This is a genomic window from Kineococcus sp. R86509, assembly GCF_042466365.1.
GTDB lineage: Bacteria > Actinomycetota > Actinomycetes > Actinomycetales > Kineococcaceae > Kineococcus.
In genome coordinates this window covers 3,729,884-3,752,484 of the sequence record NZ_JAXHCE010000001.1, presented here as the reverse complement: position 1 = coordinate 3,752,484, position 22,601 = coordinate 3,729,884, and the positions used below count along the sequence as shown (strand labels likewise).

Here is a 22,601-nt window from a genome sequence, read left to right as displayed (position 1 = left end):
GGGTGTAGCGTCCATGCCGTGATCACGCGGCGGGGCGCACGGCGGTCCCTGCTGGGGCTGGTCTGCGGTGTCCTCTCCAGCGGCGCGGTCCTGGCCGGGTGCGGCGGGTCCGACAGTCCCGATCCGGCCCCCACCACCACCACGCGTAGCCCGACCGAGACGACGACGTCCCCCTCCAGCGCCGTGACCGGGAGCCCCACCAGCAGCGGCCCGACCTTCGACTGCGCCTCCGTCGACGCGGCCCAGAAGACCCTCGACGACGCCTACGCGGCCGAGCTGAGCCGACTGGGCATCCGCCGCGGCGACTCCCAGGCGCAGTCCGTGCTCACCCTGGTCACGACGACCGAGGGACCGGGCTACTACGCCGCCGTCCTGGCGGCCTCCCCGCCGGAGGAGTCGCAGGACGCCCAGCTCGTCCTGGACTACTACCAGCGGCTCGCCACCCAGGCGGGTGACCTCACCGCGGGCAGCGGATCGGCGGAGGACCTGGCCGCGGCCATGGACCGCCTCGACGACGCGACCCTGGCGGTGAGCCCCGACGCGAACTCGGCCGCCCAGGTCGTGTCCGCCCAGGAACGGTTGCAGGCCGCCGTCGAGGCCGCCTGCTCGGGCGGCTCGAACGCCAACCCGTCGAACCCGTCGAACCCGTCGAGCTCGCCGAGTCCCTCGGGACCCGCGAGCCCGACGAGTTCTGCGAGTTCCACGAGCGGCTAGCGCCGGACGAGTCCGGCGAGGATGGTCGCGACCTCCAGCGCCGCGGCGTCCTGGTCGAAGTCCCACGCCCGGTTCACTGCACCGGAAGCCTTGCGAAGCAACGGCTCCGGGTCACGGACGAAGGCCGACAGCGCATCGGCGAGGGCGGTCACGTCCTCGGTCGGCACCAGGTCGCCGAGTTCCCCGTCCCGCAGGACGTAGCGGGGTCCCGTGGGGCAGTCGGTGGCGATCACCGGACGGCCGTGGGCCAGGGCCTCGAGCAGGACCAGGCTCCCGTTGCCCTCGTAGCGCGAGGACAGGACGAACGCGTCGGCGCCGGCGAGACGGGCCTGGAGGTCCCCGACGTGACCGGGGAACTCCACCCGGTCCCCGAGACCGAGCAGCTCGGCCTGCGCCTTCAGGTCGGCGTCGAGCTCCCCCGCGCCGACGATCTCCAGCTCGACGTCGTCCCCCGCGGCGACGACCCGGGCGACCGCCTCGAGCAGGACGTCGAAACCCTTCTGCTGCGCGAGCCGGCCCGCGGCGACGAACCGGGTGCGGCCCGACGTCGGACGACGAGGGCCACCCTGGTCGAGCGCGGCCTGCCGGGTGGCGGCCACGTCGATGCCGATGTCGGCGACGTGGATGCGCTCGGCCGGCAACCCGACCTCCACGACGTCGTCGACGAGGCCCGGCGAGACGCAGATCGCCGCGTCGACCCGTTGGTGCACCGACGTCAGCAGGGGGCGCAGCCGCGCCGGGGTCCAGGCCGCCACCGCGCGCGGCAGCGAGCTCTGCACCAGCACGACGAACGGCTTCCCGGCGATCTTCGCTGCGGCCCAACCGATCAGCAGGCCGTAGCCGACCTCGCTGCCGGACACGACGACGTCGGCCCGGCGGGCGTGGCGCACCGTGGTGGCGACGATCCGCGGGAACGCGCTGCGGAAGCGGCGCACCTGCGCACTGCCCCAGCGGGTGTCGAGCGCGGGATCGGGCTGGAGCATGGGCCCGTCCGGCTCGACGTTCTCGAGGACCAGGAACCGGACGCGGGCCCCCATCGCCTGCCAGCGACGGGCCAGGTCGAGGGAGACCCGGAGGCCGCCGTTATCCCGCAGCGCACCCTCGATCAGCAGGACCCGCGGACCGGGCCCCGGGGTCCCCGAGGCCGGCGCGGCCCCCGAGGTCGGCGAGGTCGGCGAGGTCTCCGTCACCGGGCGGCTCAGCGACCCTGGTTCGCGACCGCGGCGACGGCCGCGGCGGCGGCGGCCGGGTCGAGGTACTCCCCGCCCGGGACGAGCGGCTTCAGGTCCGCGTCGAGGCGGTAGACCAGCGGGATGCCGGTGGGGATGTTCAGCCCGGCGATGTCGGCGTCGGAGATGCCGTCGAGGTGCTTCACGAGCGCGCGCAGCGAGTTGCCGTGGGCCGCGAGCAGGACGGTCTTGCCGGCCTGCAGGTCCGGGACGACCTGCTCGCTCCAGTAGGGCAGCATCCGCGCGACGACGTCGGCCAGGCACTCGGTGAGCGGCGCGTCGGCGCCGAGGTCGGCGTAGCGCGGGTCGGCGTCCTGGGAGAACTCCGAGCCGGCCTCGATGGCGGGCGGCGGGGTGTCGTAGGACCGGCGCCAGAGCATGAACTGCTCCTCGCCGAACTCGGCCAGCGTCTGCTTCTTGTCCTTGCCCTGCAGCGCACCGTAGTGGCGCTCGTTGAGGCGCCAGGAACGCTTCGTCTCGATCCAGTGCCGGTCGGCCGCGTCGAGGGCGAGGAACGCCGTGGTGATGGCCCGGCGCAGCAGCGAGGTGTGCACGACGTCGGGCAGGACGTCGTTCTCGACGAGCATCCGCCCGCCCGCGGCGGCCTCGGCCCGCCCCTTCTCCGAGAGGGCCACGTCGACCCAGCCGGTGAAGAGGTTCAGGGCGTTCCACTCGCTCTCGCCGTGCCGCAGGAGGACGAGGGTGTGCGCCGCTTCAGTCATGGGACGAGCCTACCGAGCGCCGCGGGCCCGTTCGAGCGCCCTCTCCTGCGCGGCCCGCCGGTACACCTCGAGCGTCGCCTCCGCGGTGGCGCCCCAGCCGAACCCCTGGGCCCGGCGCGCGGCCCGTTCGCCCATGGCCGTGCGTCGGGCCGGGTCCTCCAGCAGCGTCCGCAGGGCGTGGGCCCACGTGCGCGGGTCGTGGTCGGGGACGAGGAGCCCCGTGCCCCGGCCCTCGTCCTCGCCGCGGTCGTCGCGCACCGCCGTGCGCAGCCCGCCGACGGCCGCGGCGACGACGGGGGTCGCGCAGGCCTGGGCCTCCAGGGCGACCAGGCCGAAGGACTCGTTGTAGGACGGCACCGTGACGACGTCGGCGGCCCGGTAGTGGTCGGCCAGTTCCCCCGGGGGCACCGGCGCGGCGAGGCGGACGACGTCCTCCAGCCCGAGGGAGCGCACGAGTTCGGCGAGGGAGTCGGGGTGCGCCGTCCCCGAACCGCTCGGGCCACCCAGGACGACGACCTTCAGCCGCGAGCGCCGCCAGGGCTGTTCGCGCAGCAGCTCGGCGCTCGCCCGCACGAGCAGGTCCGGGGCCTTCAAGGGCTGGATGCGGCCGACGAAGAGCAGCACCTCGGCGTCCTCGGGCAGCCCGAGGCGACGACGCGCGGCAGCGCGGCCGGGCTGCGCCGTGAACGTCGTGAGGTCGACCCCCGGCGGGACGACGACGACCTTCGCGGGGTCGGCGCCGTAGAGGTCGAGCAGGTCCTGGCGTTCGGCGTCGGTGTTGGCGACGAGGCGGTCGGCGGCGTCGACGACCTGCTGCTCGCCGATGACCCGGCCGGCCGGTTCGGGGGTGTCCCCCTCGGCGAGCGCGGCGTTCTTGACCTTGGCCATGGTGTGCATGGAGTGGACCAGCGGGACGTCCCAGCGGTCGGCGGTGAGCCAGCCGACCTGGCCGGAGAGCCAGTAGTGGGAGTGCACGAGGTCGTAGTGGTGCTCGGCGTGGCGGGCCTCGGCGTGCAGCATCCCGGCGGTGAAGGCGCAGAGCTGGCCGGGGAGGTCGGCCTTGTCGAGCCCTTCGTAGGGTCCGGCGTCGACGTGGCGGCAGCGCAGGCCGTCGGCCAGTTCGACGACGGGCGGCTGGTCGGAGGAGGTGCGACGGGTGAAGACGTCGACCTCGATCCCGCGCCGGGCGAGCTGGCGGGCGACCTCGACGACGTAGACGTTCATGCCCCCCGCGTCACCGGTGCCGGGCTGGGCGAGCGGGGAGGTGTGCACGGACACGAGGGCGACCCGCTGGACCTGCGACGTGGCACGCACCCGTGGTCCTCCCGGCTGAAATAGTCTTCCGACGTGCCCCGGCAGTCTGCCTCCCGCGTCCGCGTGGACGCCTCCGGGGTGCACCCCACCGGCTCCCCCGTCGGTGCGGTGACGCGCGGGACCACCGGTCCGGACCGGCTGCGCCGCGTGGAGCGCTGGCTCGCGCAGACCCAGGACGGGCGGTTGCGCCGGGCCCGGACGCCCTTGGTCGTGGACCTCGGGTACGGGGCGTCGCCGGTCACCGTGACCGACCTGCAGCGCTGGTTGCGCCGGGTCCGCCCCGACGTGCGGGTGGTGGGCCTGGAGATATCCCCCGAACGCGTCGAGTTCGCGCGGGCGGGGACCGCAGGGGTCGCCGGGGCGCCCGAGTTCGCGGTCGGCGGCTTCGAGCTCGGCGTCCCCGGGGGTGGTGCACCGGTGCTGGTGCGGGCCTTCAACGTGTTGCGGCAGTACGAGACCGCGGAGGTCCTGGCCACCTGGGACCTGATGCGCTCGCGGTTGGCGCCGGGCGGTCTCGCCGTCGACGGGACCTGTGATGAACTGGGGCGGCGGGCCTGCTGGGTGGCCCTGGACCGCGACGCCGGTCCGGTGTCGCTGACGATCTCGGTGCGCCTGGCGGGTCTTCCGCAGCCCTCGGTGGTCGCCGAGCGCCTGCCGAAGGTGCTCATCCACCGCAACGTCGCGGGTGAGGGGGTCCACGACCTGCTGCGGGCGGCGGACGCGGCGTGGGCCCGGGCGGCGCCGGCGGGGACGTTCGGGGTGCGTCAGCGCTGGATCGCGACGTGCCGCGACCTGGCGCGGGACTGGCCGGTCCTCGACTCCGTCGCGCGCTGGCGCCTGGGCGAGCTGAGCGTGGCGTGGGAGTGCGTCGTGCCGCGTGGGTGAGACGTCGGGGAGGATGCCGTCGTGACGGGACCGGTGGAGCCGCCCGCGGGGATCCCCGCCCGCCCCACGATCAACGACATCGCCCGGCTCGCGGGCGTCTCCAAGGCCTCGGTCTCCTACGCCCTCAACGACCTGCCGGGGGTCTCGGAGCAGACCCGGGAACGCATCCGGGCCGCGGCCGGCCGGCTCGGCTGGCGTCCCAGCGCCGCGGCGCGGTCGCTCTCCAACGCGAGGGCGGGGGCCATCGGTCTGGCCATCGCGCGCGACGTGCGGCTCTTCGAGGAGGAGCCGTACTACATGCGACTGCTCGCGGGGATCGAGAGCGTCCTGGCCCGGGAGGGGTTCTCGCTGCTGCTGAGCGTCGTCCCGGACGCCGCGACGGCCGTGGAGGTGCTGCGCGACTGGTGGGCCGAACGCCGGGTGGACGGGGTGATCCTCACGGACCTGCTCGTCGACGACCCCCGCCTCGCGCTGGTCACCGCCCTCGGGATCCCCTGCGCGTTCCGCGGCGGCATCGACGACCGGTTGCCGGCGGGCGGGCACCTCGCGTTGACGCTGGAGGCCGAACGCGAGTCGTTCTCCGCGGTGGTCGCCCACCTGGCCGAGCAGGGCCACCGCGACGTCGCCCGGGTCAGCGGGCCGCGGGAGTTCCTGCACACCCGCCGTCGCGACGTCGTCTGGGACGAGGTGACGACGGCCGTCCTCGGTGCGCCGCAACCGGTCGTGGTCTCGGACTACACCTCCCACGGCGGGTTGACGCGCACCCGGGAACTGCTGGCGCGCGCGGTCCCGCCGACGGCGGTGGTCTACGACAACGACGTCATGGCCGCGGCCGTCGTCGCCGAGCGGCGCGCGCTGGGCCTGCGGATCCCGGAGGACCTCGCCGTCGTCGCCGGTGAGGACTCGATGCTGTGCCGGCTCGCGAGCCCGGCGATCACGTCGTTGCAGCGCGACGTCGTGGCCGACGGGGCCCGGACCGCGCGGTTGCTGCTGGACGTCCTGGGCGGCCACCCGTCGACGGCGACGGTCGGTGAACCCCGGCGGCTCGTGGTGCGCGCCAGTTCCCAGGGCTCCGGGGAAACGGGTCTCACGCCTCCAGGAGGATCGTCGTCGGCCCGTCGTTGACGAGTTCGACCGCCATGTCGGCGCCGAACCGGCCGGTCTCGACCTGCAGCCCGTGCCCCCGCAGGGCCTGCGCGACGGCGTCGACGAGGGGCTCGGCGACCGGTCCCGGAGCCGCGGCGTTCCAGGTGGGACGGCGGCCCTTGCGGGTGTCGGCGTAGAGGGTGAACTGGCTGACGAGGAGCACCGGGGCGCCGACGTCCGCGGCGGCCTGCTCACCGCGCAGGATGCGCAGCTGCGCGACCTTGCGCGCGACGAGCTCGACCTGGGCCGGTCCGTCGTCGTGGGTCACGCCGAGCAGGACGAGCAGGCCGGGGCGGTCGAGGGCGCCGACGACCTCGCCGTCGATGGTGACACTGGCGCGGGTGACGCGCTGGACGACTGCCCGCACGGGTTGCTCCTCGGTTGCTCCGTCCGGGTGGACGGATGGTGACGATCCGGTGGACCCGGGCTGAACCTCACCCGACGTGAAGGTTGCGAGCTTACGATCGGCGGGTGCTCCAGACCCTCATCGACGGCCCCGTGGTCATCCCCGTGACCCTGCTGGCGGTGGGGGTCTGCGCCCTGGGGGCCCTGATCCGCCCGCGGGTCGACGTCGCGCTCGTGCTGGGCCTGCTGGCCGCGATCTGGAGCCGGGTCAACACCCCCGTCGAGGGGCGGGTCCTGCACACCTGGACCGCGGACCGGGGTTTCACCGAGGCGGACCTCCTCTCGGTGGCCGCGCTGCTCGTCGCGGGGATCACGCTGCTGCGCTGCGCCTACCGGCTGGTGCGCCGCTCCACCCGCCGCCGCCGCGACGCCGACGGCGCGGTCGTCGCGGCGCGCTGAAGGTCACCAGGGGCCGTAGGGCCCCTGGTTGCGCCCGCCCCGGCCGCCGCCCCGCGGACCGCCGCCGTACTGGCGCACGGCGGGACGGACGTCGGCGAGGTAGACCGCGGCACCGACGACGGCGATGACCCCGAAGATGCCGAGGACCGAGAAGATCGAGACGAACCCGACCGCGGCGGCGACGACCACGATCACCGTCCAGAAGGTCTTCGTCCGCTTGCCCGCGGCGACGAACGCGCCCGCCGGCCGGCGCAGCACGTCGACCAGCGCCCAGACCTCGAGGGCGAAGGCCGCGATCCCGAGGATCAGCAGCACGCCGTTCTGCAGGGTGTTCAGCGTCTCCACACTGGAACTCTACGTGTGATCACGCCGAGAGGTTCCGGCCTTCACCGGAGCGCCGCAGGAGGTCCCCCAACCGGCGGTAGCCGACCTCCTCGGCCTCGTCGAGGGCCGCGCGCGGTCCGGGGAGGCGCCAGTCGTCCTCGCAGAGCCGCGTCCGCGCCTCCCGCAGGCCGAGCAGGTCACGGCGCAGGGCCTGCGGGTCGTGCCCGGCGCTGGAGCGGTGGAGCGCCCCGGCGGCGTCCTCGAGCGCCGCGCCGGCGTGCCGGTTGCGCACCAGGACGGCGACCAGGACCCCCAGGAGGACACCGACGCCGGTGTCGGCGACCCGGTCCGCGATGAGCGTCGAGACCCCCGTCCCGCTCGTCCCCAGCCGGGTCAGCAGCAGCGAGAGGGCCGTGATGGAGACCGAGCCGAGGGCGTAGTTGCGGGGCATGCAGAACTCGACGCCGAACATGCAGACGACGGTGAGCAGCCAGAGCCGGACGTCGTCGGTGGCGAGCGGGACGAGGACGGCGGCCACGCCGACCCCGAGAAGCGTCCCGGCCGAGCGTTGCAGGGCGCGCTGGGCGGTGTTCCGGCTCGACTGCGACTGCAGGGCCGCGGCCGCGCCCACGGCGGCCCAGTAGGTGTGCCCGAGGCCGAGGGCCGAGGCCACGACGACGGCCGCGGTGCAGGCGATCCCGACGCGCAGCGCGGGGACGACCAGCACGCGGTCGGTGCGCAGCGCCCGGACGGCCCGCCAGCGGGGCAGGGCGCTCTCCCGACCCAGCAGCTCCGCCCGGACGCCCCGGGTCAGCGGCGCCGCCGGGAGGCTCCCCCGAGCCTCCAGCGCGCTCAGGGCGGACGAGAGCGGACGGGGGTCGGCGCCCGCGTCGAGCGCCCGCTCGGCGTGGGCGAGCCAGCCCCCGTGCCGACCCGCGCAGCCGAGGGCGCTGAGCGAGAGCACGCCCCAGGCGGCGTGCAGGTCCGCGGAGGCGCGCGGTCGCAGCCGCGGGTCGGCGAGGGCCACCAGCACCGAGCGCAGCGCCCGGGCCACGGCGTTGCGTTCCGGGCCGTCCGGGCGCAGCACCCCGGCCGCGCAGCTCAGGGCGACCGCGAGCGCCGCGCAGGTCAGGGTGACGACGGCGACCAGCGGCAGGTCGGGGAAGCCCAGCGGTTCGACGGTGAGGGTGCCGGCGGCGAAGACGGGGATGAGCCCGCCGGGCGGGCCGGTGCGCACGGCGTCGGTGACGAACTTGGCGACCACGGCGACGACCGCGACGGCCAGGGCGGGGACGAGGACGTCGAGCCAGCCCGTGAGCGGCAGGGCGGCGGCGGCACCGCCGAGGAGCACGGCCCCCGTCAGCCCGAGACCGGTCCAGGCCTGGGTCCGCCAGCGGCGGGCGTAGGGCTCGGTGCGGCCGTAGAGGTTGGCGAGGGCCCCGAAGGTGGCGGGCGCGGCGAGCAGGGGCTGCCCGGCGGCGAGGGTGGCGGCGAGCGGGACGCCCAGGGCCGCGGTCGCCACACCGGCGGCCCACCACGGGTGCGGTCCGGGGGCGATCCGCTGCCACCCGTGGACGGAGGAGCCGAGGTGTCGGAGGAGCACCCGGAAGACGTTAGCAGGTGTTTCACTCGCGAAGCAGTTGAGACTAGGCTGTCCCCGTGAGCACCCGCCGGGACGAGCCGACCGACGCCATCGACGCCATCGATGTGGCCCGACAGGAGTGGGCCCGGGTCCACCCCGACCTCGACACCACCCCGATGGACGTCTCCGGACGGCTGCGCATGGTCGCGGCGGCCCTGGCCCGCGCCACCGAACCGACCGTGCGGGCCGAGGGCCTGACCCGCCCCGAGTTCGACGTGCTGAGCGCCGTGCGCCGCGGCCGCGTCCCGCTGACCCCCACCGGCATCGCCGCCGCGACCCTGTCCTCGGGGGCGGCGACGACCAAGCGTCTCGACCACCTGACGGGCGTCGGCTACCTGCAACGGACCCCGGACGAACGCGACGGCCGGGTGACCCGGCTGTCCCTGACCCCCACGGGGGCCGAGCTCATCGACCGCCTGCTGCCGCAGGTCCTCGCCGCCGAGCACCGCTTCGCCGCCGACCTCGACGAGGACCGGCAGCGCGACCTCGCCTCCGGTCTGCGCGTCCTGTTGCGCAGCAACGGCTTCTGAGAGGCGACTCGTTCAGCGCGTCGCGCGCAGGGCGTCGTCGATGGTGACCACGCCGTCGCGGTAGCGGCGGGTGATCTCCTCGGTGCACGCGTCCATGGCGACCTGCACGCGGTGGCGGTCGGCCGACAGTTCCTGCTCGAGGTCCTCGAGCCGCCCGCGCGCCGCGGCGAGCTGGTCGTCGTCCATGGCGGTGAGGTTCGACATCGTCGGGTCGGCGACGGCGAGCTCCGCGCGACGACGGTGCTCCCCCACCCGGCTCGGCTCGACGGAGGTGTAGCGGCCCATGCCGTGGTCGGTGCGCCGCGGGTCGGCCAGCACGTCGGTCAACGAGGCGACGAGTTCGGCGTCGGTGCGGACGCGGGTGACCGCGGCGGGGGCGCCGTCGGCACCGACCCGGCGGGCCTCCTCGGCCCCGAGCAGGTCCAGGCGCCCCTGCAGCAGACGTCGCGCGTAGGAGAGGTCGGCCTCCTCCTGCTCCGCGACGGTGCGGTGTTCGCGCAGCGTCGGCAGGTCCATCCCCTGCAGGTCCTCGAGGAAATCGGGCGCGAGCACCCGGTCCAGAGCCCGTCGGCCCCCCGCCTGGTACCCGCTGACGTTGTCCCCCGTCATGACCGTCTCCCCCTCGATCGGAACCGCTTCAACACCCTGCGCAACACCTGCACCACAGAGCGTGCTGAACCCGAGTATGACCCACCGGCCGCGGGAGCGGGAGGGGAAGGCGCCTCAGGGCGCGACGACGACCTCCTGGGCCGCGGCCAGCGGACGGCTCTCCCCCTTCGCGGACCCGGCCACGGCGAACAGCTCGGCGTCGACGGGCAGCGAACGCTTCAGCACCGCCAGCGCCACCGGCCCCAGCTCGTGGTGACGGGCGGCCGTCGTGACGACCCCGACCCTCTTCTCCCCCAGCACCACGTCGTCGCCGTGGGCGGGCAGGTCGTGGGAGGAACCGTCCAGGTGCAGCAGGGCCAACCGGCGCGGCGGCCGGCCCAGGTTGTGGACCTTCGCGACGGTCTCCTGCCCGCGGTAGCAGCCCTTGTGCAGGTGGACCGCCGTGCGCAACCAGTCCAGCTCGTGCGGGAGGGAGCGCTCGTCGGTGTCCAGGCCCAACCGCGGACGCCACGCCTCCACGCGCAACGCCTCGCTCGCCCAGGTCCCGGCGAGCCGTCGACCCCCGACCGCGGCGAGCAGGTCCGCCCGCGGCACGAGGACCTCGCGCCAGGGACGCTCGGCGCCGGGGTGCTCGAGCGTGGAGACCGCGGAGTAGCTCGCCGTGTCCGCGCTGCCGCCCTCGTTCGCGGGGGTCGCACCCGGCCACGGGTCGACCCACACCGTGCCGAGCGGGGAGTCCGCGTCCCGGCTCGGCTCGCCGAGCACGGCGACGTCCGCGCTGACGTCGGCGATCTCGACCCGCAGCATGAAGCGCATCCGCTCCAGCCACGTCCGCAGCGCGTCGACCTGACCCGGCTCGACGGTGATCCAGAGGGCCTCACCGTCGTCGACGAGGTGCAGCGAGTGCTCGATGCGGCCCTGCGGGCTCAGGACGAGCGTCTCCGTCGAGACCCCCGGGGCCAACCCCGTCAGCGCCTGGGTGGTGATGGAGTGCAGCCAGCTCAACCGGTCCGGCCCGGACAACCGCAGGACCCCGCGGTGGGAGAGGTCGGCCACGGCCTCCCCGCGCACCAGGGCCCGCTGCTCGCCGTGCGGGTCGCCGTAGTGCCAGGCGACACCGGCGTCGGGCCCCTCCGCGGCGACCGCCCCGGGGGTGTCCAACAGCGGCGACCTGCGCGCCTGCGTGGCTGCGCTCACGGGGTTCCTCCTACTGCTCGCGACACGCGGCGCACCGCCCGCGAAGGGCCAGGTGCCCGGTGTCGACGGCGAAGTCGTTGTGGGACAGGATGTCCGCGGCCAGGGACGCGGCGAGCACCGAGGGAGCCTCACTCACCTGCCCACACCCCTCGCAGACCAGGTGCAGGTGGCCACCGTGCTCCACGGCGTGGAACGAGGGACCCCTGCGGTCCAGCTGGGTGCGGGCCAGCAGCCCGACCTCCTCGAGGACCGCGAGCGCCCGGTAGACGGTCGACGGGTCCACCGGTGACGAACCCGGTTCGCGGGCCAGGTGTTCCGCGACGTCGTCGGCCCCCGCGTGCCCCAGGGCCCGGACGGCGTCCAGGACCCGACGGCGCTGTGGGGTGAGCCGCAGCCCGCGAGCGTGCAGCGCGGACCCCAGGTCGGCGCTCACCCGTGGCTCACCGGGGACCCGTCCGGCTCAGGAGACGCGCTTGAGCCGGGCCGAGGCGTAGCTGCGCATCGGGTGCCCCTCGAGCGTGACGTCCAGCGCCCACAGCAGGTCACCCTCGACCATCCCGTACATGCGCCTCGCCGCGGTGTACTCGTGCGCCGTCGTCGTGCGGGCCACCACGTCGGTGGAGAGGTCGATGCGCGGACCGCGGGCGGTGCCGACGAGCACCTCGACCACACCCGTCGGGTGCGCGAGCAGCACCTCGAGCTCCACGGGACGCGGCCCCTCGGCCGGCGCGGGGCTGTCCAGGTCGACGGCCTGCGGGCGCCAGTAGCCCGTCTCCACGTCGAGGGGTTCGGTGGTGTTCCCCTCCTCGTCCAGGGCCCACGTCGTCGAGGAGTAGGTCAGGAAGTCGCGACCGTCGTGGCCGAACTCGACGACCTGCCCGAAGCGGGTGTCGGCGTCACCGACGGCCGGGTGGCCGAGGACACCGGCCCCCTCCCAGCGGCCGAGCAGCCAGGAGAGCGGGACGAGGGCGAGCGGGGTGTCGGTGCGCAGGGGGAGGACCACGGGTCAGCGCTGACCCTGGAAGAGGCGGTACACCACGTACCCGGCGAACCACATGATCACGATCGAGACGACGATCAGCAGGACGAGGAAGAAGACTTCGAGACCATGCACGGGTCGAGCCTACCCGCGCCCTGCGCAGCCGGGCCTTCGACGTGTGGGGGGTCACGCTCTCGGGCTGGGTCGCGGGCCGGGTGCCGCTGAGGTGGGGTCGCCGGATACTCCGTTCGCGCGAGTGACCGCACCACGCCCGGGGACCGCGTCGGCGCTCACTCCGGACATCCGGCGACCCCACCCCACCAGCACCCTTCAGCGTCACCTCGTGCGTGACTCCCCGCGTCGACGACTCGTCAGACGAGGGTGCGGGTGGGCTGGACGCGGCAGTGGTCCTCAGCGGGGCCGGCCGGTCAGAGCAGGACGAGGCGGCCGACGAGGTAGGCGGCGGCGCCGGAGGCGGCGACGGGGACGGCGGCGACGGCGAGGGCGGCGGGGAGGGAGTGGACGCCGGGGAGGCGGGCGGTGAGGGCGCGCCAGGCCGAGACGAGCAGGCCGACCCCGAGGCCGGCGACGATCCCGGCGACGGCCCAGCGGAGCTCGCTCACGACCCCGCGACCGCCCAGCAGGACCGTCACCGCACCGGCGAGGTAGCCGGTCGCGGCACCCACCAGCAGGTTCACCGGCCCGACGACGCGCAGCGGCCACGTGGTGGCCGACACCGCGCTGGTGGCGACGACGGCCGCGAGGACGACGGGGGCGAGCTGGGCGCCGGCGTAGGTCGTGGGGACGGCCACCCACGCCGCGGCGAGCACGACGACGGCCTGCCCGGCCACCACCGCGGTGACCGACTCCACGAGCCGCGGACGCCCGTCGCGGCGCAGCAGCTGGTGCACGAAGGCCAGCAGCAGCGCCAGCGCGGCCACCACGGGCAGCTGCCCGAGGACCCCCGCGACCTGCGTGCCCAGGTCCCGCGCGTCGAGGGCGGCGACGGCGGCCACGACCACCGCGGCGAGCGCCGCGACCACCACGACGGCGGTGCTCCCGCGCCGCGTCGGCAGGTCCAGCAGGTCCGGCCAGCCGACCGCGACGAACGCGCCCACGAACAGCACGGCGAGCCCCAGGACCCACGTCGGCCCGAAGGAGGCGAGACCCACCAGACCCGCCAGAGCGAGGGTGGTCGTCGCGGTCGCCGAGGAACTCACCGGGTGATCCTCGCAGAGGCGCACCACCGCGGCGGGGGCGCTCTCCGTCGCTTCGGCGACACGCGTAGGCTTCGCCCCGTTATCCTGCACACCTCGTGGGATGCGCCCGCCCGTGCGGCGACGCGCTACCCGCGGTTCCTGACTGGAGACGGAGGGCAGGACGCCGAGTGGCCCAGATCCTCGTGCTGACCAACGCGCTCGCCCCTTCGACGGAGGTCCTCCCCGCCCTCGGACTGCTGCCGCACAGCGTCCGGGTCCTGCCGGCGGAAGCCTCCGTCCTCGTCGACGAACCGACCTCCGACGCCGTGCTCGTCGACGGCCGTCGCGAACTCGCCGCCGCCCGCTCCCTGTGCCGTCTCCTGCGCACGACCGGTCTCTCGCAGCCGTTGCTGCTCGTCGTCACCGAAGGCGGGATGGCCGCGGTCGCCGCCGACTGGGGTGCCGACGACATCCTGCTCGACACCTGCGGCCCCGCGGAGCTGGACGCCCGCCTGCGCCTCGCCGCGGGCCGCGTGCGACGACCGGCCGAGGACCCCGAGGGCGGCACCCCGAACGAGATCCGCGCCGGGGACGTCGTCATCGACGAGGCCGCCTACTCCGCCCGCGTCCGCGGCCGCCAGCTCGACCTGACCTACAAGGAGTTCGAACTCCTCAAGCACCTCGCGCAGCACCCGGGACGCGTCTTCACCCGCGCCCAGCTGCTGCAGGAGGTGTGGGGCTACGACTACTTCGGCGGCACCCGCACCGTCGACGTCCACGTCCGGCGCCTGCGCGCCAAGCTCGGCGCGGAGCACGAGAACGCGATCGGCACGGTCCGCAACGTCGGCTACCGCTTCGTCTCCTCCGGTCGTGGCCTCGACGACGACCTCGGGCTCGAGGACGAGATCGCCGAGGACCTGGACGGGGACCTCCCCGCCGCCCCGCGCCCCGAGGCCGACCTCGACGCGCCGGCAGCGCCGGCCGGACCGAGTGCCGAACTGCCCCGCACCGGCTTCCCGCGCCGCTGAGCACCGTGAGCACCCCACCCAGCGGCACGACCGGCACCACCACGTCCGCCCTGCCCGAACACGACCGGCAGGCCGTCCTCGCCCTGGGCGTCGCGGCCTCGCAGGCGGACGACGCGACGTCGCTGTCCGAGGACGCCGTCCTGCGCCTGCGGGCCGAGGACGGTTCCGTGCGCCACCTCCTGCGGCACGCCGACGGCGCCCTCGTCGGCTACGCCCAGCTCGTCGGCGCGGGGTCGGGCCTCGAGGGCGAACTCCTCGTCGACCCGGCGCACCGGCGCCGGGGTCACGGCGCGGCCCTGCTGCGGGAGGTGAGCGCCCGCGCCGCCGGGGCCGACGTCCGGCTCTGGTCGCACGGCGACACCCCGGGTGCGGCGGCGCTCGCCGCGCGGACCGGCTGGTCGCGCGTCCGGGAACTGCTGCGGCTGGAACGGCCGGTCGCCGGGTTGGCCGAGCTGCCCGTCCCCGCCCTGCCCACCGACGTGAGCGTGCGCGCATTCGTCCCCGGCGCCGACGACGAGGCCTGGGTCGCGCTCAACGCCGAGGCCTTCGCCACCCACCCCGAGCAGGGCCGCTGGAGCGTCGAGGACCTGCGCTCCCGGCTCGCCGAACCGTGGTTCGACGCCTCGCTGCTGCTGCTGGCCGACACCCCGGGGGGCCTGGCGGCGTTCTGCTGGATGAAGGTCGAGGACGACCTCGCCGAGCTCTACGTCCTCGGGGTCGCGCCGGGTCGCGCCGGGGCCGGACTGGGCAAGGCGCTGCTCGTCCGGGGTCTCGCCGCGGTCGCCGGCCGCGCGCGGACCGTCGACCTCTACGTCGACGGGGACAACGTCCCCGCCGTCCGGCTCTACACCGGTCTCGGCTTCCTGCGCGCCTCGATCGACGTGCAGTACGCCTCCCCCCGCGCGTGAGCGTTCACCCGCTGTTGGGCTGAGCGCCACCTCCCCGCCGCCGGCCACACCGGTGGGCACCGACGCCGGTGGCAGACTGACCACATGACCGCCACGACACGCGCTTCCGCTCCCCTGCCTGCCGTGAGTCCGGTCGAGGAGCCCGCCGAGCTGCCCGAGGACCGCTTCGCCGACCGCGAGGTCTCCTGGCTGGCCTTCAACGAACGCGTCCTGCAGATGGCCGAGGACCCCGACGTCCACCTGCTGGAGCGGGCCCGCTTCCTCTCCATCTTCGCGAACAACCTCGACGAGTTCTTCATGGTCCGCGTCGCGGGCCTGAAGCGCCGCATCGCCACCGGGCTGGCCGTCACCGCCGCCAGCGGCCTCGAGCCGCGCGAGGTCCTCGACGCGATCGCCGTGCGCGCCCACGAACTCACCGAACGGCACGCCGCCGCGTTCCTCGGCTCGGTGCGTCCGGCGCTGGCCGAGGCCGGCATCACGATCGTGCGCTGGGACGAACTCGCCCCCGGTGAGCAGGTGCGCCTGCACGGGTTCTTCCGGGACATGGTGTTCCCGGTCCTGACCCCGCTGGCCGTCGACCCGGCCCACCCCTTCCCCTACATCTCGGGTCTCTCCCTGAACCTCGCCGTCGTCGTGCGCAACCCGACGACGGACAAGGAGCACTTCGCCCGGGTGAAGGTGCCGCCGCTGCTGCCGCGGTTCGTCGCGGTGGAACCGGCCGAGGGCGAGGACCCGCGCGCGGCGCGGTTCGTCCCGCTCGAGGACGTCGTCGGCGTCCACCTCGACCAGTTGTTCCCCGGCATGGAGGTCGTGCAGCACCACACCTTCCGGGTCACCCGCAACGAGGACCTCGAGGTCGAGGAGGACGACGCGGAGAACCTGCTGCAGGCTCTGGAGAAGGAGCTCCTGCGCCGCCGGTTCGGGCCCGCCGTCCGCCTCGAGGTCGCCTCCGACATCGACCAGAAGGTCCGCGAACTGCTGGTGCGCGAACTCGGCGTCACCGAGCAGGAGGTCTACGAACTCCCGGAACCCCTCGACCTGCGCGGGCTCGGCGACATCGCCGACATCGACCGCCCGGAGCTGAAGTTCCCGAAGTTCGTGGCCCGCACCCACCGCGACCTCACCGACGGTGCCGAGACGGCGAAACCCTCCGACGTGTTCGCGGCGATCCGCAACCGCGACGTCCTGCTGCACCACCCCTACGACTCGTTCTCCACCAGCGTCCAGGCGTTCCTCGAACAGGCTGCGGCCGACCCGAAGGTCCTGGCCATCAAGCAGACGCTGTACCGCACCTCGGGCGACTCCCCCATCGTCGACGCCCTCATCGACGCCGCCGAGGCGGGCAAGCAGGTCCTCGCGCTGGTCGAGATCAAGGCCCGCTTCGACGAGCAGGCGAACATCACCTGGGCCCGCAAGCTCGAACAGGCCGGGGTGCACGTCGTCTACGGCCTCGTCGGGCTGAAGACCCACGCCAAGCTCAGCCTCGTCGTGCGCCAGGAACAGGGCGGGCTGCGTCGCTACTGCCACATCGGGACGGGGAACTACAACCCCAAGACCGCGCGGATGTACGAGGACATGGGTCTGCTCACCGACGACGCGCAGGTCGGCGAGGACCTGACCCGGTTGTTCAACCAGCTCTCCGGCTACGCCCCGAAGACGGCCTACAAGCGCCTGCTCGTCGCCCCGCGCTCGCTGCGCACCGGCCTGGTCGACCGCGTCGACCGCGAGATCGAGAACCACCGCCAGGGCCTGCCCTCGGGGGTTCGGATCAAGGTGAACTCGATCGTCGACGAGGGGATCATCGACGCCCTCTACCGGGCCTCGAACGCCGGGGTCCCCGTCGACGTCAGCGTCCGCGGGATCTGCGCGCTCAGACCGGGGGTTCCCGGCCTCAGCGAGAACATCCGGGTCCGCAGCATCCTGGGTCGCTTCCTCGAGCACAGCAGACTCTTCTGGTTCGCCTCCGCCGGCGATCCCGTCGTCATGATCGGCAGCGCGGACATGATGCACCGCAACCTGGACCGCCGCGTGGAGGCCGTGGTGCGCCTGAGCGACCCGCGCCACGTGCGCGAGGTCTCGCAGGTGCTCGACGACTGCATGGCCGACACGACGAGTTCCTGGCACCTCGGTCCGGACGGGACGTGGACGCGTCACCACCGCGACGCCGACGGCAACCCGCTCACGGACCTGCAGGAACACATCATCGCCACCCGCCCGGGTCGGCGTCCGAGCACCCGCCGCCGACGGTGACCCCGCCGACCGCGGCCTCCGAACGCGACCCGCAGGTGGACGTCGAGGCCGCGGGGTGCGTCGTCGTGCGCACCGGGGAGCAGGGCGTCGAGGTGCTGCTGGTGCACCGCCCCACCACGGCCGTCCGCGCGGCCGACTGGTCCTGGCCCAAGGGCAAGCTCGAGCCCGGTGAGCACCCCGCCGTCGCGGCGGTCCGCGAGACCGCCGAGGAGAGCGGCGTGCGGGTGCACCTCGGGATCCCGTTGCCCGAGCAGCGCTACGAGGTCGCCGGGGGCCTGCGCAAACGGGTCCGCTACTGGCTGGCCCGCCCTGCGGCGCCGGCCGACCCGGCCGTGGTCGAGGCCGCCGACCCCGACGAGATCGACGACTCCGCCTGGGTCTCCCCGGCCCGGGCGCGGGACCTGCTGAGCTACCCCGCCGACGTGGAGCTCCTCGACGTGGCCCTGCCCGGGGACGCCCTCCCCGGGCCCACGTGGCCGCTCGCCGTGGTCCGCCACGCGCGGGCCGTGAAGCGCACCGACTGGGACGGCTCCGAGGACGAACGCCCCCTGCTGGACCGCGGGCACGCCCAGTCCCGCGACCTCGCCCCGCTGCTCGCCTGCTTCGACCTGCGCCACCTCGTCACCTCGCCGTGGGCGCGCTGCGTGCAGACCCTGCTGCCGTCGGCGGAACTGCTCGACCTCCCCCTCACCGAGGAGGACGCGATCACCGAGGACGGTCACGACCTCGACCCCGCAGGCGCGCGGAAGCTCGTCGGCGAACTCCTCACCGAGGGTTCCGGGGTCGCGCTCTGCTCGCACGGGCCGGTCCTGCCGACCCTGCAGTCGGTCGTCGGCGAGCACGCCGAGGACCCCGCCCTGCGGGGGCGGATCGAGGAGCGGCTCGGCAAGGGTGACGTCGTCATCGCCCACCTGGTCCAGCGCGGTTCGACCGCCCGGGTGGTCGCCGTCGAGCGTCACGGGGTCTGAACGGGGCGGACCGGACGGCAACCCCGTGACGGGGCCGTGACCTGCAGCAACGGTCTCCCCCCGTTCGGGGCGCTTCACCTGCCCGACGCCCGTCCGTCGAAGATCGTCCGGCGACCGGACGGGCGCGGTTCACCGTCCGTTCACCTGCACCGAGCAACCCCGTCACCTGCCCTGCCTACCGTCCGGAACGAACCGGGGCGCGATCCGCCACGGTCAACCGTGGCCGGGGGTACCGGCCGTGACGATCCTCGAAAGGGACCGGACTGTGACGTTCTGGAAGACCTCCCGCCTCTTCGGCATCGCTGCCGTTGGTGTTCTCGCCCTCGCCGGATGCGGCTCCGACGACAACACCAACACCGGCTCGCCGGCCACCGGCGCCAGCTCTTCGTCGGCCTCCGCCGCCGCCATCGACTGCAAGCCCGGCACCCTGAACGGTGAGGGTTCGAGCGCGCAGAAGAACGCCATCGACCAGGTCATCCAGGCGGGCTACCAGTCGCAGTGCACCGACGCGACCATCAACTACAACGCGACCGGTTCCGGCTCGGGCCGCAAGCAGTTCACCTCCGGCCAGGTCGACTGGGCCGGTTCCGACGCCGCCCTCAAGCCCGAGGAGCAGACCGCGGCCACCGCGCGCTGCCAGAACAACCCGGCGTGGGACCTGCCCATGGTCGCCGGCCCCATCGCGATCGCCTACAACGTCGAGGGCGTCAAGGACCTGGTCCTCAACGCCGAGGTGTCCGCCAAGATCTTCTCCGGCGCCATCACCACCTGGAACGACCCGGCCATCGCCGCGCTGAACCCGAAGGCCACCCTGCCGAGCACCGCCATCAGCGTGTTCTTCCGCACCGGCACCTCGGGCACCACCGAGAACTTCACCAAGTACCTGCACGCCGCCGCCCCCGACGCGTGGGCCGCGGAGGGCAACCAGGAGTGGTCCGGCAAGGGCGAGGGCCGCGAGGGCTCCGCCGGTGTCGCGCAGGCCGTCGCCGGCGCCCCCGGCGGCATCACCTACGTCGAGTGGTCCTTCGCGCAGGACAACAAGCTCTCCGTCGCCCAGATCGACAACGGCTCGGGCGCCGTCGAGCTGTCCGGCGAGTCGGCCGGCAAGACCGTCGCCACCGCCACCCAGGTCGGCACCGGCAACGACCTGTCGCTGAAGATCGACTACGCGACCAAGGAAGCCGGCGCGTACCCGATCGTCCTCGTCACCTACGAGATCGTCTGCTCCAAGGGTCTGGACGCGGACAAGACCGCTCTGCTGAAGTCCTTCCTCACGTACTACGCCGAGGACGACACCCAGGCCGGCCTCGCCGACATCGGCTACGCGCCGCTCCCGGCCGAGGTCTCCGCCAAGGTCCGCACCGCGATCGCGGCCATCGCCTGACCTGATCGTCGAACGGGGGCGGACACCAGCACGGACGGTGTCCGCCCCCGCCCGTACGACCGACCCGCACCACACATCCCTTCGCACAGTGCAGGAGCACGATGTCCTCGATCACCGGCCCCTCGGGTGACAAGGCGAGCGGCAACACCCGCGGACGGCGCCTCGGAGACACCCTCTTCGGCGGCGGAGCCGGTCTGGCCGGCATCATCGTCATCGCCATCGTCGCCTTCACCGGGATCTTCCTCGCCATCAGCGCCGTCCCGTCCGTGCTGGACGACAAGGTCAACTTCCTGACCTCCACCGAGTGGTCGGCCGAGGCGGGGAACCTGCGCTTCGGCATCCTGCAGATCCTCTGGACGACGGTCTCGATCTCCGTCATCGCGATGATCATCGCCGTCCCGCTGGGCGTCGCGAACGCCCTCTTCCTGACCCAGTACGCGCCGAAGTGGCTGGCCCGCCCCGCGGCGAGCGTCATCGACCTGCTGGCCGCGATCCCCTCGATCGTCTACGGCCTGTGGGGCATCCAGATCTTCGCCCCGCACGTGACGGGTCTGCAGACCTTCCTCAACGACGCGCTCGGCTGGTTCCCGCTCTTCGGCGGACCGGTCAGCACCGGCACGGTCTTCATCGCCGGCATCGTCCTGGCCGTCATGGTCCTGCCGATCATCACCGCGATGTCCCGCGAGGTGTTCGCGCAGACCCCCGCGGCGAACAAGGAGGGCGCGCTCGCCCTCGGCGCCACGAAGTGGGAGATGATCCGGACCTCCGTGCTGCCCTTCGGCCGCGCCGGCGTCATCTCCGCCTCGATGCTGGGTCTGGGCCGTGCGCTGGGTGAGACGATCGCCATCACGATCATCGTCTCGAGCGTCGCTCCCGGCACCGACTTCTTCGGTTCCTGGCTCCAGGGCGGTGAGACCTTCGCCTCGAAGATCGCCAACAACGCCGCGGAGTTCAACAACCCCGCGTCGACGGGCGCCTACATCGCCGCCGGCCTGGTCCTCTTCATCCTGACCTTCGTGGTCAACGCCATCGCCCGCGTGATCATCAACCGCCGGAAGGCCTTCGTATGAGCGTCGTCGACACGGTTCCGGAGCAGGAGCTGCCCGCCGCGCTGGAGGACTCCCGCGGTCAGACCGGGCGCAAGGTCCGCAACGCCCTGGCGACGACGGTCATGGTGCTGGCCTTCGTCATCGCCGTCATCCCGCTGGTCTGGATCCTCTGGACCGTCATCCAGAAGGGCGCCGGGCTGCTGCCCGACTCCTCCTGGTGGCTCAACTCCCAGCGCGGCATCACCCCGCGCATCGTCGGTGGTGGGGCCTACCACGCGATCGTCGGCACGCTGCTCGAGGCGCTGGCCACGGCGGTCATCGCCGTGCCGCTCGGCATCATGGCCGCGATCCTGCTGGTCGAGTACGGCGCGAGCCGCATCGCCCGCGTCGTGAGCTTCACCGTCGACATCCTCTCGGGGTTGCCCTCGATCGTCGCGGCGCTCTTCATCTACGCCTTCTGGATCACCACCCTGGGCTTTTCGCGCTCCGGTTTCGCGGTGTCGCTGGCCCTGGTGCTGCTCATGGTTCCGGTCGTGGTCCGCTCCACCGAGGAGATGCTGAAGCTCGTCCCCAACGAGCTCCGCGAGGCCTCCTACGCCCTGGGCGTGCCGAAGTGGAAGACCATCGTGCGGATCGTCCTGCCGACGGCCTTCTCGGGGATCCTCACCGGTGTCCTGCTCGGTCTGGCCCGCGTCATGGGTGAGACCGCTCCGCTGCTGATCCTGGTCGGCTACTCGCAGTCGATCAACACCAACCTCTTCAGCGGCAACATGGCGGCCCTCCCGCTCATGATCAACAACGACCGTCAGCAGGCGCTGGCTCCCGCGGTGGAGCGCGTCTGGGCGGCCGCCCTCACACTGGTGCTCATCGTGCTGGTGCTCAACATCGCCGGTCGGGCCATCGCCCGCTTCAGTTCGCTCAAGAAGTAGGAGAACCCGTCATGGCCAAGCGCATCGACGTCAAGGACCTCAACGTCTACTACGGCAACTTCAAGGCCGTCGAGGACGTCTCGATGACCGTGGAGCCCCGCTCCGTGACGGCCTTCATCGGCCCGTCCGGCTGCGGGAAGTCGACCTTCCTCCGCACGCTCAACCGCATGCACGAGGTCATCCCCGGCGGTCGCGTCGAGGGCAGCGTCATGCTCGACGACGACGACCTCTACGGCTCCAAGATCGACCCGGTGAACGTCCGCCGCACCGTCGGCATGGTCTTCCAGCGTCCCAACCCGTTCCCGACGATGTCGATCTTCGACAACGTCGCGGCCGGCATGCGCCTCAACGGAGTCCGCAGCAAGAAGGTGCTGACCGAAGCCGTCGAGAGCTCGCTGCGCGGGGCGAACCTGTGGAACGAGGTCAAGGACCGCCTCGACAAGCCCGGCGCCGGCCTCTCCGGTGGCCAGCAGCAGCGCCTCTGCATCGCCCGCGCCATCGCGGTGAAGCCGCAGGTGCTGCTGATGGACGAGCCGTGCTCCGCGCTCGACCCGATCTCGACGCTCGCCATCGAGGACCTGATCGGTGAGCTGAAGAGCTCCTTCACCATCGTCATCGTCACGCACAACATGCAGCAGGCGGCCCGCGTCAGCGACAAGACGGCGTTCTTCAACCTCGCCGCCACGGGCAAGCCCGGCCGTCTGATCGAGATCGACGACACCGCGACGATCTTCAGCAACCCGACGCAGAAGGCGACCGAGGACTACATCTCGGGCCGCTTCGGCTGAGCC

At 73.5% G+C, this 22,601-nt stretch carries 24 protein-coding genes; 13 read left to right on the top strand and 11 right to left on the bottom strand.

Features of this window, described 5'->3' with window-relative positions; genetic code table 11:
* The first annotated feature begins 18 nt into the window (after nucleotides 1–18).
* Nucleotides 19–714 carry a hypothetical protein gene (locus SJY07_RS18350; RefSeq protein ID WP_380161056.1) on the top strand — a complete coding sequence of 232 codons (696 nt, stop codon included), beginning with the start codon at nucleotides 19–21 and terminating at the stop codon, nucleotides 712–714.
* Here the strand turns inward: SJY07_RS18350 and SJY07_RS18345 are convergent.
* The 3 genes from SJY07_RS18345 to mshA are packed head-to-tail and all read right to left on the bottom strand — an operon-like array spanning nucleotide 711 to nucleotide 3,979.
* Complete coding sequence (locus SJY07_RS18345) at nucleotides 711–1,904, bottom strand: glycosyltransferase (RefSeq protein ID WP_380161054.1); 1,194 nt, start codon at nucleotides 1,902–1,904, stop codon at nucleotides 711–713. The genes SJY07_RS18350 and SJY07_RS18345 overlap by 4 nt on opposite strands.
* An 8-nt stretch (nucleotides 1,905–1,912) precedes the next feature.
* Entirely contained in the window at nucleotides 1,913–2,665 is a 753-nt protein-coding gene (locus SJY07_RS18340) for a phosphoglyceromutase (RefSeq protein WP_380161052.1), read from the bottom strand.
* Nucleotides 2,666–2,674: 9 nt separating this feature from the next.
* Nucleotides 2,675–3,979 (bottom strand): D-inositol-3-phosphate glycosyltransferase, encoded by a 1,305-nt coding sequence (mshA, locus tag SJY07_RS18335; RefSeq protein WP_380161051.1) that lies wholly within the window; start codon nucleotides 3,977–3,979, stop codon nucleotides 2,675–2,677.
* A 33-nt stretch (nucleotides 3,980–4,012) separates the two neighbouring features.
* Between mshA and SJY07_RS18330 the strand changes: the two genes are divergently transcribed.
* Nucleotides 4,013–4,864 (top strand): class I SAM-dependent methyltransferase, encoded by an 852-nt coding sequence (locus tag SJY07_RS18330; RefSeq protein ID WP_380161049.1) that lies wholly within the window; start codon nucleotides 4,013–4,015, stop codon nucleotides 4,862–4,864.
* 21 nt (nucleotides 4,865–4,885) lie between these two features.
* Nucleotides 4,886–5,989 carry a LacI family DNA-binding transcriptional regulator gene (locus SJY07_RS18325; protein ID WP_380161047.1) on the top strand — a complete coding sequence of 368 codons (1,104 nt, stop codon included), beginning with the start codon at nucleotides 4,886–4,888 and terminating at the stop codon, nucleotides 5,987–5,989.
* Here the strand turns inward: SJY07_RS18325 and dtd are convergent.
* A complete protein-coding gene (dtd, locus tag SJY07_RS18320) occupies nucleotides 5,952–6,377 on the bottom strand; it encodes a D-aminoacyl-tRNA deacylase (protein ID WP_380161045.1) in 426 nt (141 codons plus the stop codon). The two genes, SJY07_RS18325 and dtd, sit on opposite strands and share 38 nt — an antisense overlap.
* A gap of 104 nt (nucleotides 6,378–6,481) precedes the next feature.
* On the opposite strand from dtd, the gene SJY07_RS18315 reads away from it, so the two are divergent.
* Nucleotides 6,482–6,814 (top strand): hypothetical protein, encoded by a 333-nt coding sequence (locus tag SJY07_RS18315; protein ID WP_380161043.1) that lies wholly within the window; start codon nucleotides 6,482–6,484, stop codon nucleotides 6,812–6,814.
* 3 nt (nucleotides 6,815–6,817) lie between these two features.
* On the opposite strand, the gene SJY07_RS18310 is transcribed toward SJY07_RS18315, so the two are convergent.
* Both SJY07_RS18310 and SJY07_RS18305 read right to left on the bottom strand, forming a co-directional pair.
* Nucleotides 6,818–7,159, bottom strand: a complete 342-nt coding sequence (locus tag SJY07_RS18310) for a DUF2516 family protein (protein WP_380161041.1) — start codon at nucleotides 7,157–7,159, stop codon at nucleotides 6,818–6,820.
* Nucleotides 7,160–7,178: 19 nt separating this feature from the next.
* A complete protein-coding gene (locus tag SJY07_RS18305) occupies nucleotides 7,179–8,741 on the bottom strand; it encodes an FUSC family protein (RefSeq protein ID WP_380161039.1) in 1,563 nt (520 codons plus the stop codon).
* Nucleotides 8,742–8,797: 56 nt separating this feature from the next.
* Between SJY07_RS18305 and SJY07_RS18300 the strand changes: the two genes are divergently transcribed.
* The gene (locus SJY07_RS18300) at nucleotides 8,798–9,310 is read left to right on the top strand and encodes a MarR family winged helix-turn-helix transcriptional regulator (RefSeq protein ID WP_380161037.1); all 513 of its coding nucleotides are present in this window, start codon (nucleotides 8,798–8,800) and stop codon (nucleotides 9,308–9,310) included.
* 12 nt (nucleotides 9,311–9,322) lie between these two features.
* Here SJY07_RS18300 and SJY07_RS18295 read toward each other — a convergent pair whose 3' ends face one another.
* The 5 genes from SJY07_RS18295 to SJY07_RS18275 all read right to left on the bottom strand — a co-directional run bounded on the left by SJY07_RS18295 (nucleotide 9,323) and on the right by SJY07_RS18275 (nucleotide 13,315).
* A complete protein-coding gene (locus SJY07_RS18295) occupies nucleotides 9,323–9,919 on the bottom strand; it encodes an aerial mycelium formation protein (protein WP_380161035.1) in 597 nt (198 codons plus the stop codon).
* A gap of 114 nt (nucleotides 9,920–10,033) precedes the next feature.
* Nucleotides 10,034–11,116: a YgfZ/GcvT domain-containing protein gene (locus SJY07_RS18290; RefSeq protein ID WP_380161033.1), complete on the bottom strand. Its 1,083-nt coding sequence runs from the start codon at nucleotides 11,114–11,116 to the stop codon at nucleotides 10,034–10,036.
* 10 nt (nucleotides 11,117–11,126) lie between these two features.
* Nucleotides 11,127–11,549, bottom strand: a complete 423-nt coding sequence (locus tag SJY07_RS18285; protein ID WP_328292792.1) for a Fur family transcriptional regulator — start codon at nucleotides 11,547–11,549, stop codon at nucleotides 11,127–11,129.
* A gap of 27 nt (nucleotides 11,550–11,576) precedes the next feature.
* Complete coding sequence (locus SJY07_RS18280) at nucleotides 11,577–12,119, bottom strand: FABP family protein (RefSeq protein ID WP_380161031.1); 543 nt, start codon at nucleotides 12,117–12,119, stop codon at nucleotides 11,577–11,579.
* Nucleotides 12,120–12,523: 404 nt separating this feature from the next.
* Entirely contained in the window at nucleotides 12,524–13,315 is a 792-nt protein-coding gene (locus tag SJY07_RS18275) for a hypothetical protein (protein ID WP_328292794.1), read from the bottom strand.
* Between the two features lie 167 nt (nucleotides 13,316–13,482).
* Between SJY07_RS18275 and SJY07_RS18270 the strand changes: the two genes are divergently transcribed.
* The 8 genes from SJY07_RS18270 to pstB all read left to right on the top strand — a co-directional run bounded on the left by SJY07_RS18270 (nucleotide 13,483) and on the right by pstB (nucleotide 22,598).
* The gene (locus SJY07_RS18270) at nucleotides 13,483–14,322 is read left to right on the top strand and encodes a winged-helix domain-containing protein (RefSeq protein ID WP_380161028.1); all 840 of its coding nucleotides are present in this window, start codon (nucleotides 13,483–13,485) and stop codon (nucleotides 14,320–14,322) included.
* 5 nt (nucleotides 14,323–14,327) lie between these two features.
* Nucleotides 14,328–15,230 (top strand): mycothiol synthase, encoded by a 903-nt coding sequence (gene mshD / locus SJY07_RS18265; protein ID WP_380161026.1) that lies wholly within the window; start codon nucleotides 14,328–14,330, stop codon nucleotides 15,228–15,230.
* Nucleotides 15,231–15,314: 84 nt separating this feature from the next.
* The gene (locus tag SJY07_RS18260; protein WP_328292797.1) at nucleotides 15,315–17,480 is read left to right on the top strand and encodes an RNA degradosome polyphosphate kinase; all 2,166 of its coding nucleotides are present in this window, start codon (nucleotides 15,315–15,317) and stop codon (nucleotides 17,478–17,480) included.
* A complete protein-coding gene (locus SJY07_RS18255; protein WP_380161024.1) occupies nucleotides 17,477–18,448 on the top strand; it encodes an NUDIX domain-containing protein in 972 nt (323 codons plus the stop codon). Before SJY07_RS18260 ends, SJY07_RS18255 begins: the two co-directional genes overlap by 4 nt.
* Nucleotides 18,449–18,713: 265 nt before the next feature.
* Nucleotides 18,714–19,832 carry a phosphate ABC transporter substrate-binding protein PstS gene (pstS, locus tag SJY07_RS18250; protein ID WP_380161022.1) on the top strand — a complete coding sequence of 373 codons (1,119 nt, stop codon included), beginning with the start codon at nucleotides 18,714–18,716 and terminating at the stop codon, nucleotides 19,830–19,832.
* A 101-nt stretch (nucleotides 19,833–19,933) separates the two neighbouring features.
* Nucleotides 19,934–20,902, top strand: a complete 969-nt coding sequence (pstC, locus tag SJY07_RS18245) for a phosphate ABC transporter permease subunit PstC (protein WP_380161020.1) — start codon at nucleotides 19,934–19,936, stop codon at nucleotides 20,900–20,902.
* The gene (gene pstA / locus SJY07_RS18240; protein WP_380161019.1) at nucleotides 20,899–21,810 is read left to right on the top strand and encodes a phosphate ABC transporter permease PstA; all 912 of its coding nucleotides are present in this window, start codon (nucleotides 20,899–20,901) and stop codon (nucleotides 21,808–21,810) included. Before pstC ends, pstA begins: the two co-directional genes overlap by 4 nt.
* Nucleotides 21,811–21,821: 11 nt before the next feature.
* A complete protein-coding gene (pstB, locus tag SJY07_RS18235; protein WP_328292802.1) occupies nucleotides 21,822–22,598 on the top strand; it encodes a phosphate ABC transporter ATP-binding protein PstB in 777 nt (258 codons plus the stop codon).
* Nucleotides 22,599–22,601: the final 3 nt, after the last annotated feature.

What these genes read in the sequence shown, in the direction of transcription:
- SJY07_RS18340 (WP_380161052.1), bottom strand. Translation starts at nt 2,665, where the DNA reads ATGACTGAAGCGGCGCACACCCTCGTCCTCCTGCGGCACGGCGAGAGC.
- SJY07_RS18295 (WP_380161035.1), bottom strand. Translation starts at nt 9,919, where the DNA reads ATGACGGGGGACAACGTCAGCGGGTACCAGGCGGGGGGCCGACGGGCT.
- SJY07_RS18260 (WP_328292797.1), top strand. Translation starts at nt 15,315, where the DNA reads ATGACCGCCACGACACGCGCTTCCGCTCCCCTGCCTGCCGTGAGTCCG.
- pstC (WP_380161020.1), top strand. Translation starts at nt 19,934, where the DNA reads ATGTCCTCGATCACCGGCCCCTCGGGTGACAAGGCGAGCGGCAACACC.
- pstA (WP_380161019.1), top strand. Translation starts at nt 20,899, where the DNA reads ATGAGCGTCGTCGACACGGTTCCGGAGCAGGAGCTGCCCGCCGCGCTG.
- pstB (WP_328292802.1), top strand. Translation starts at nt 21,822, where the DNA reads ATGGCCAAGCGCATCGACGTCAAGGACCTCAACGTCTACTACGGCAAC.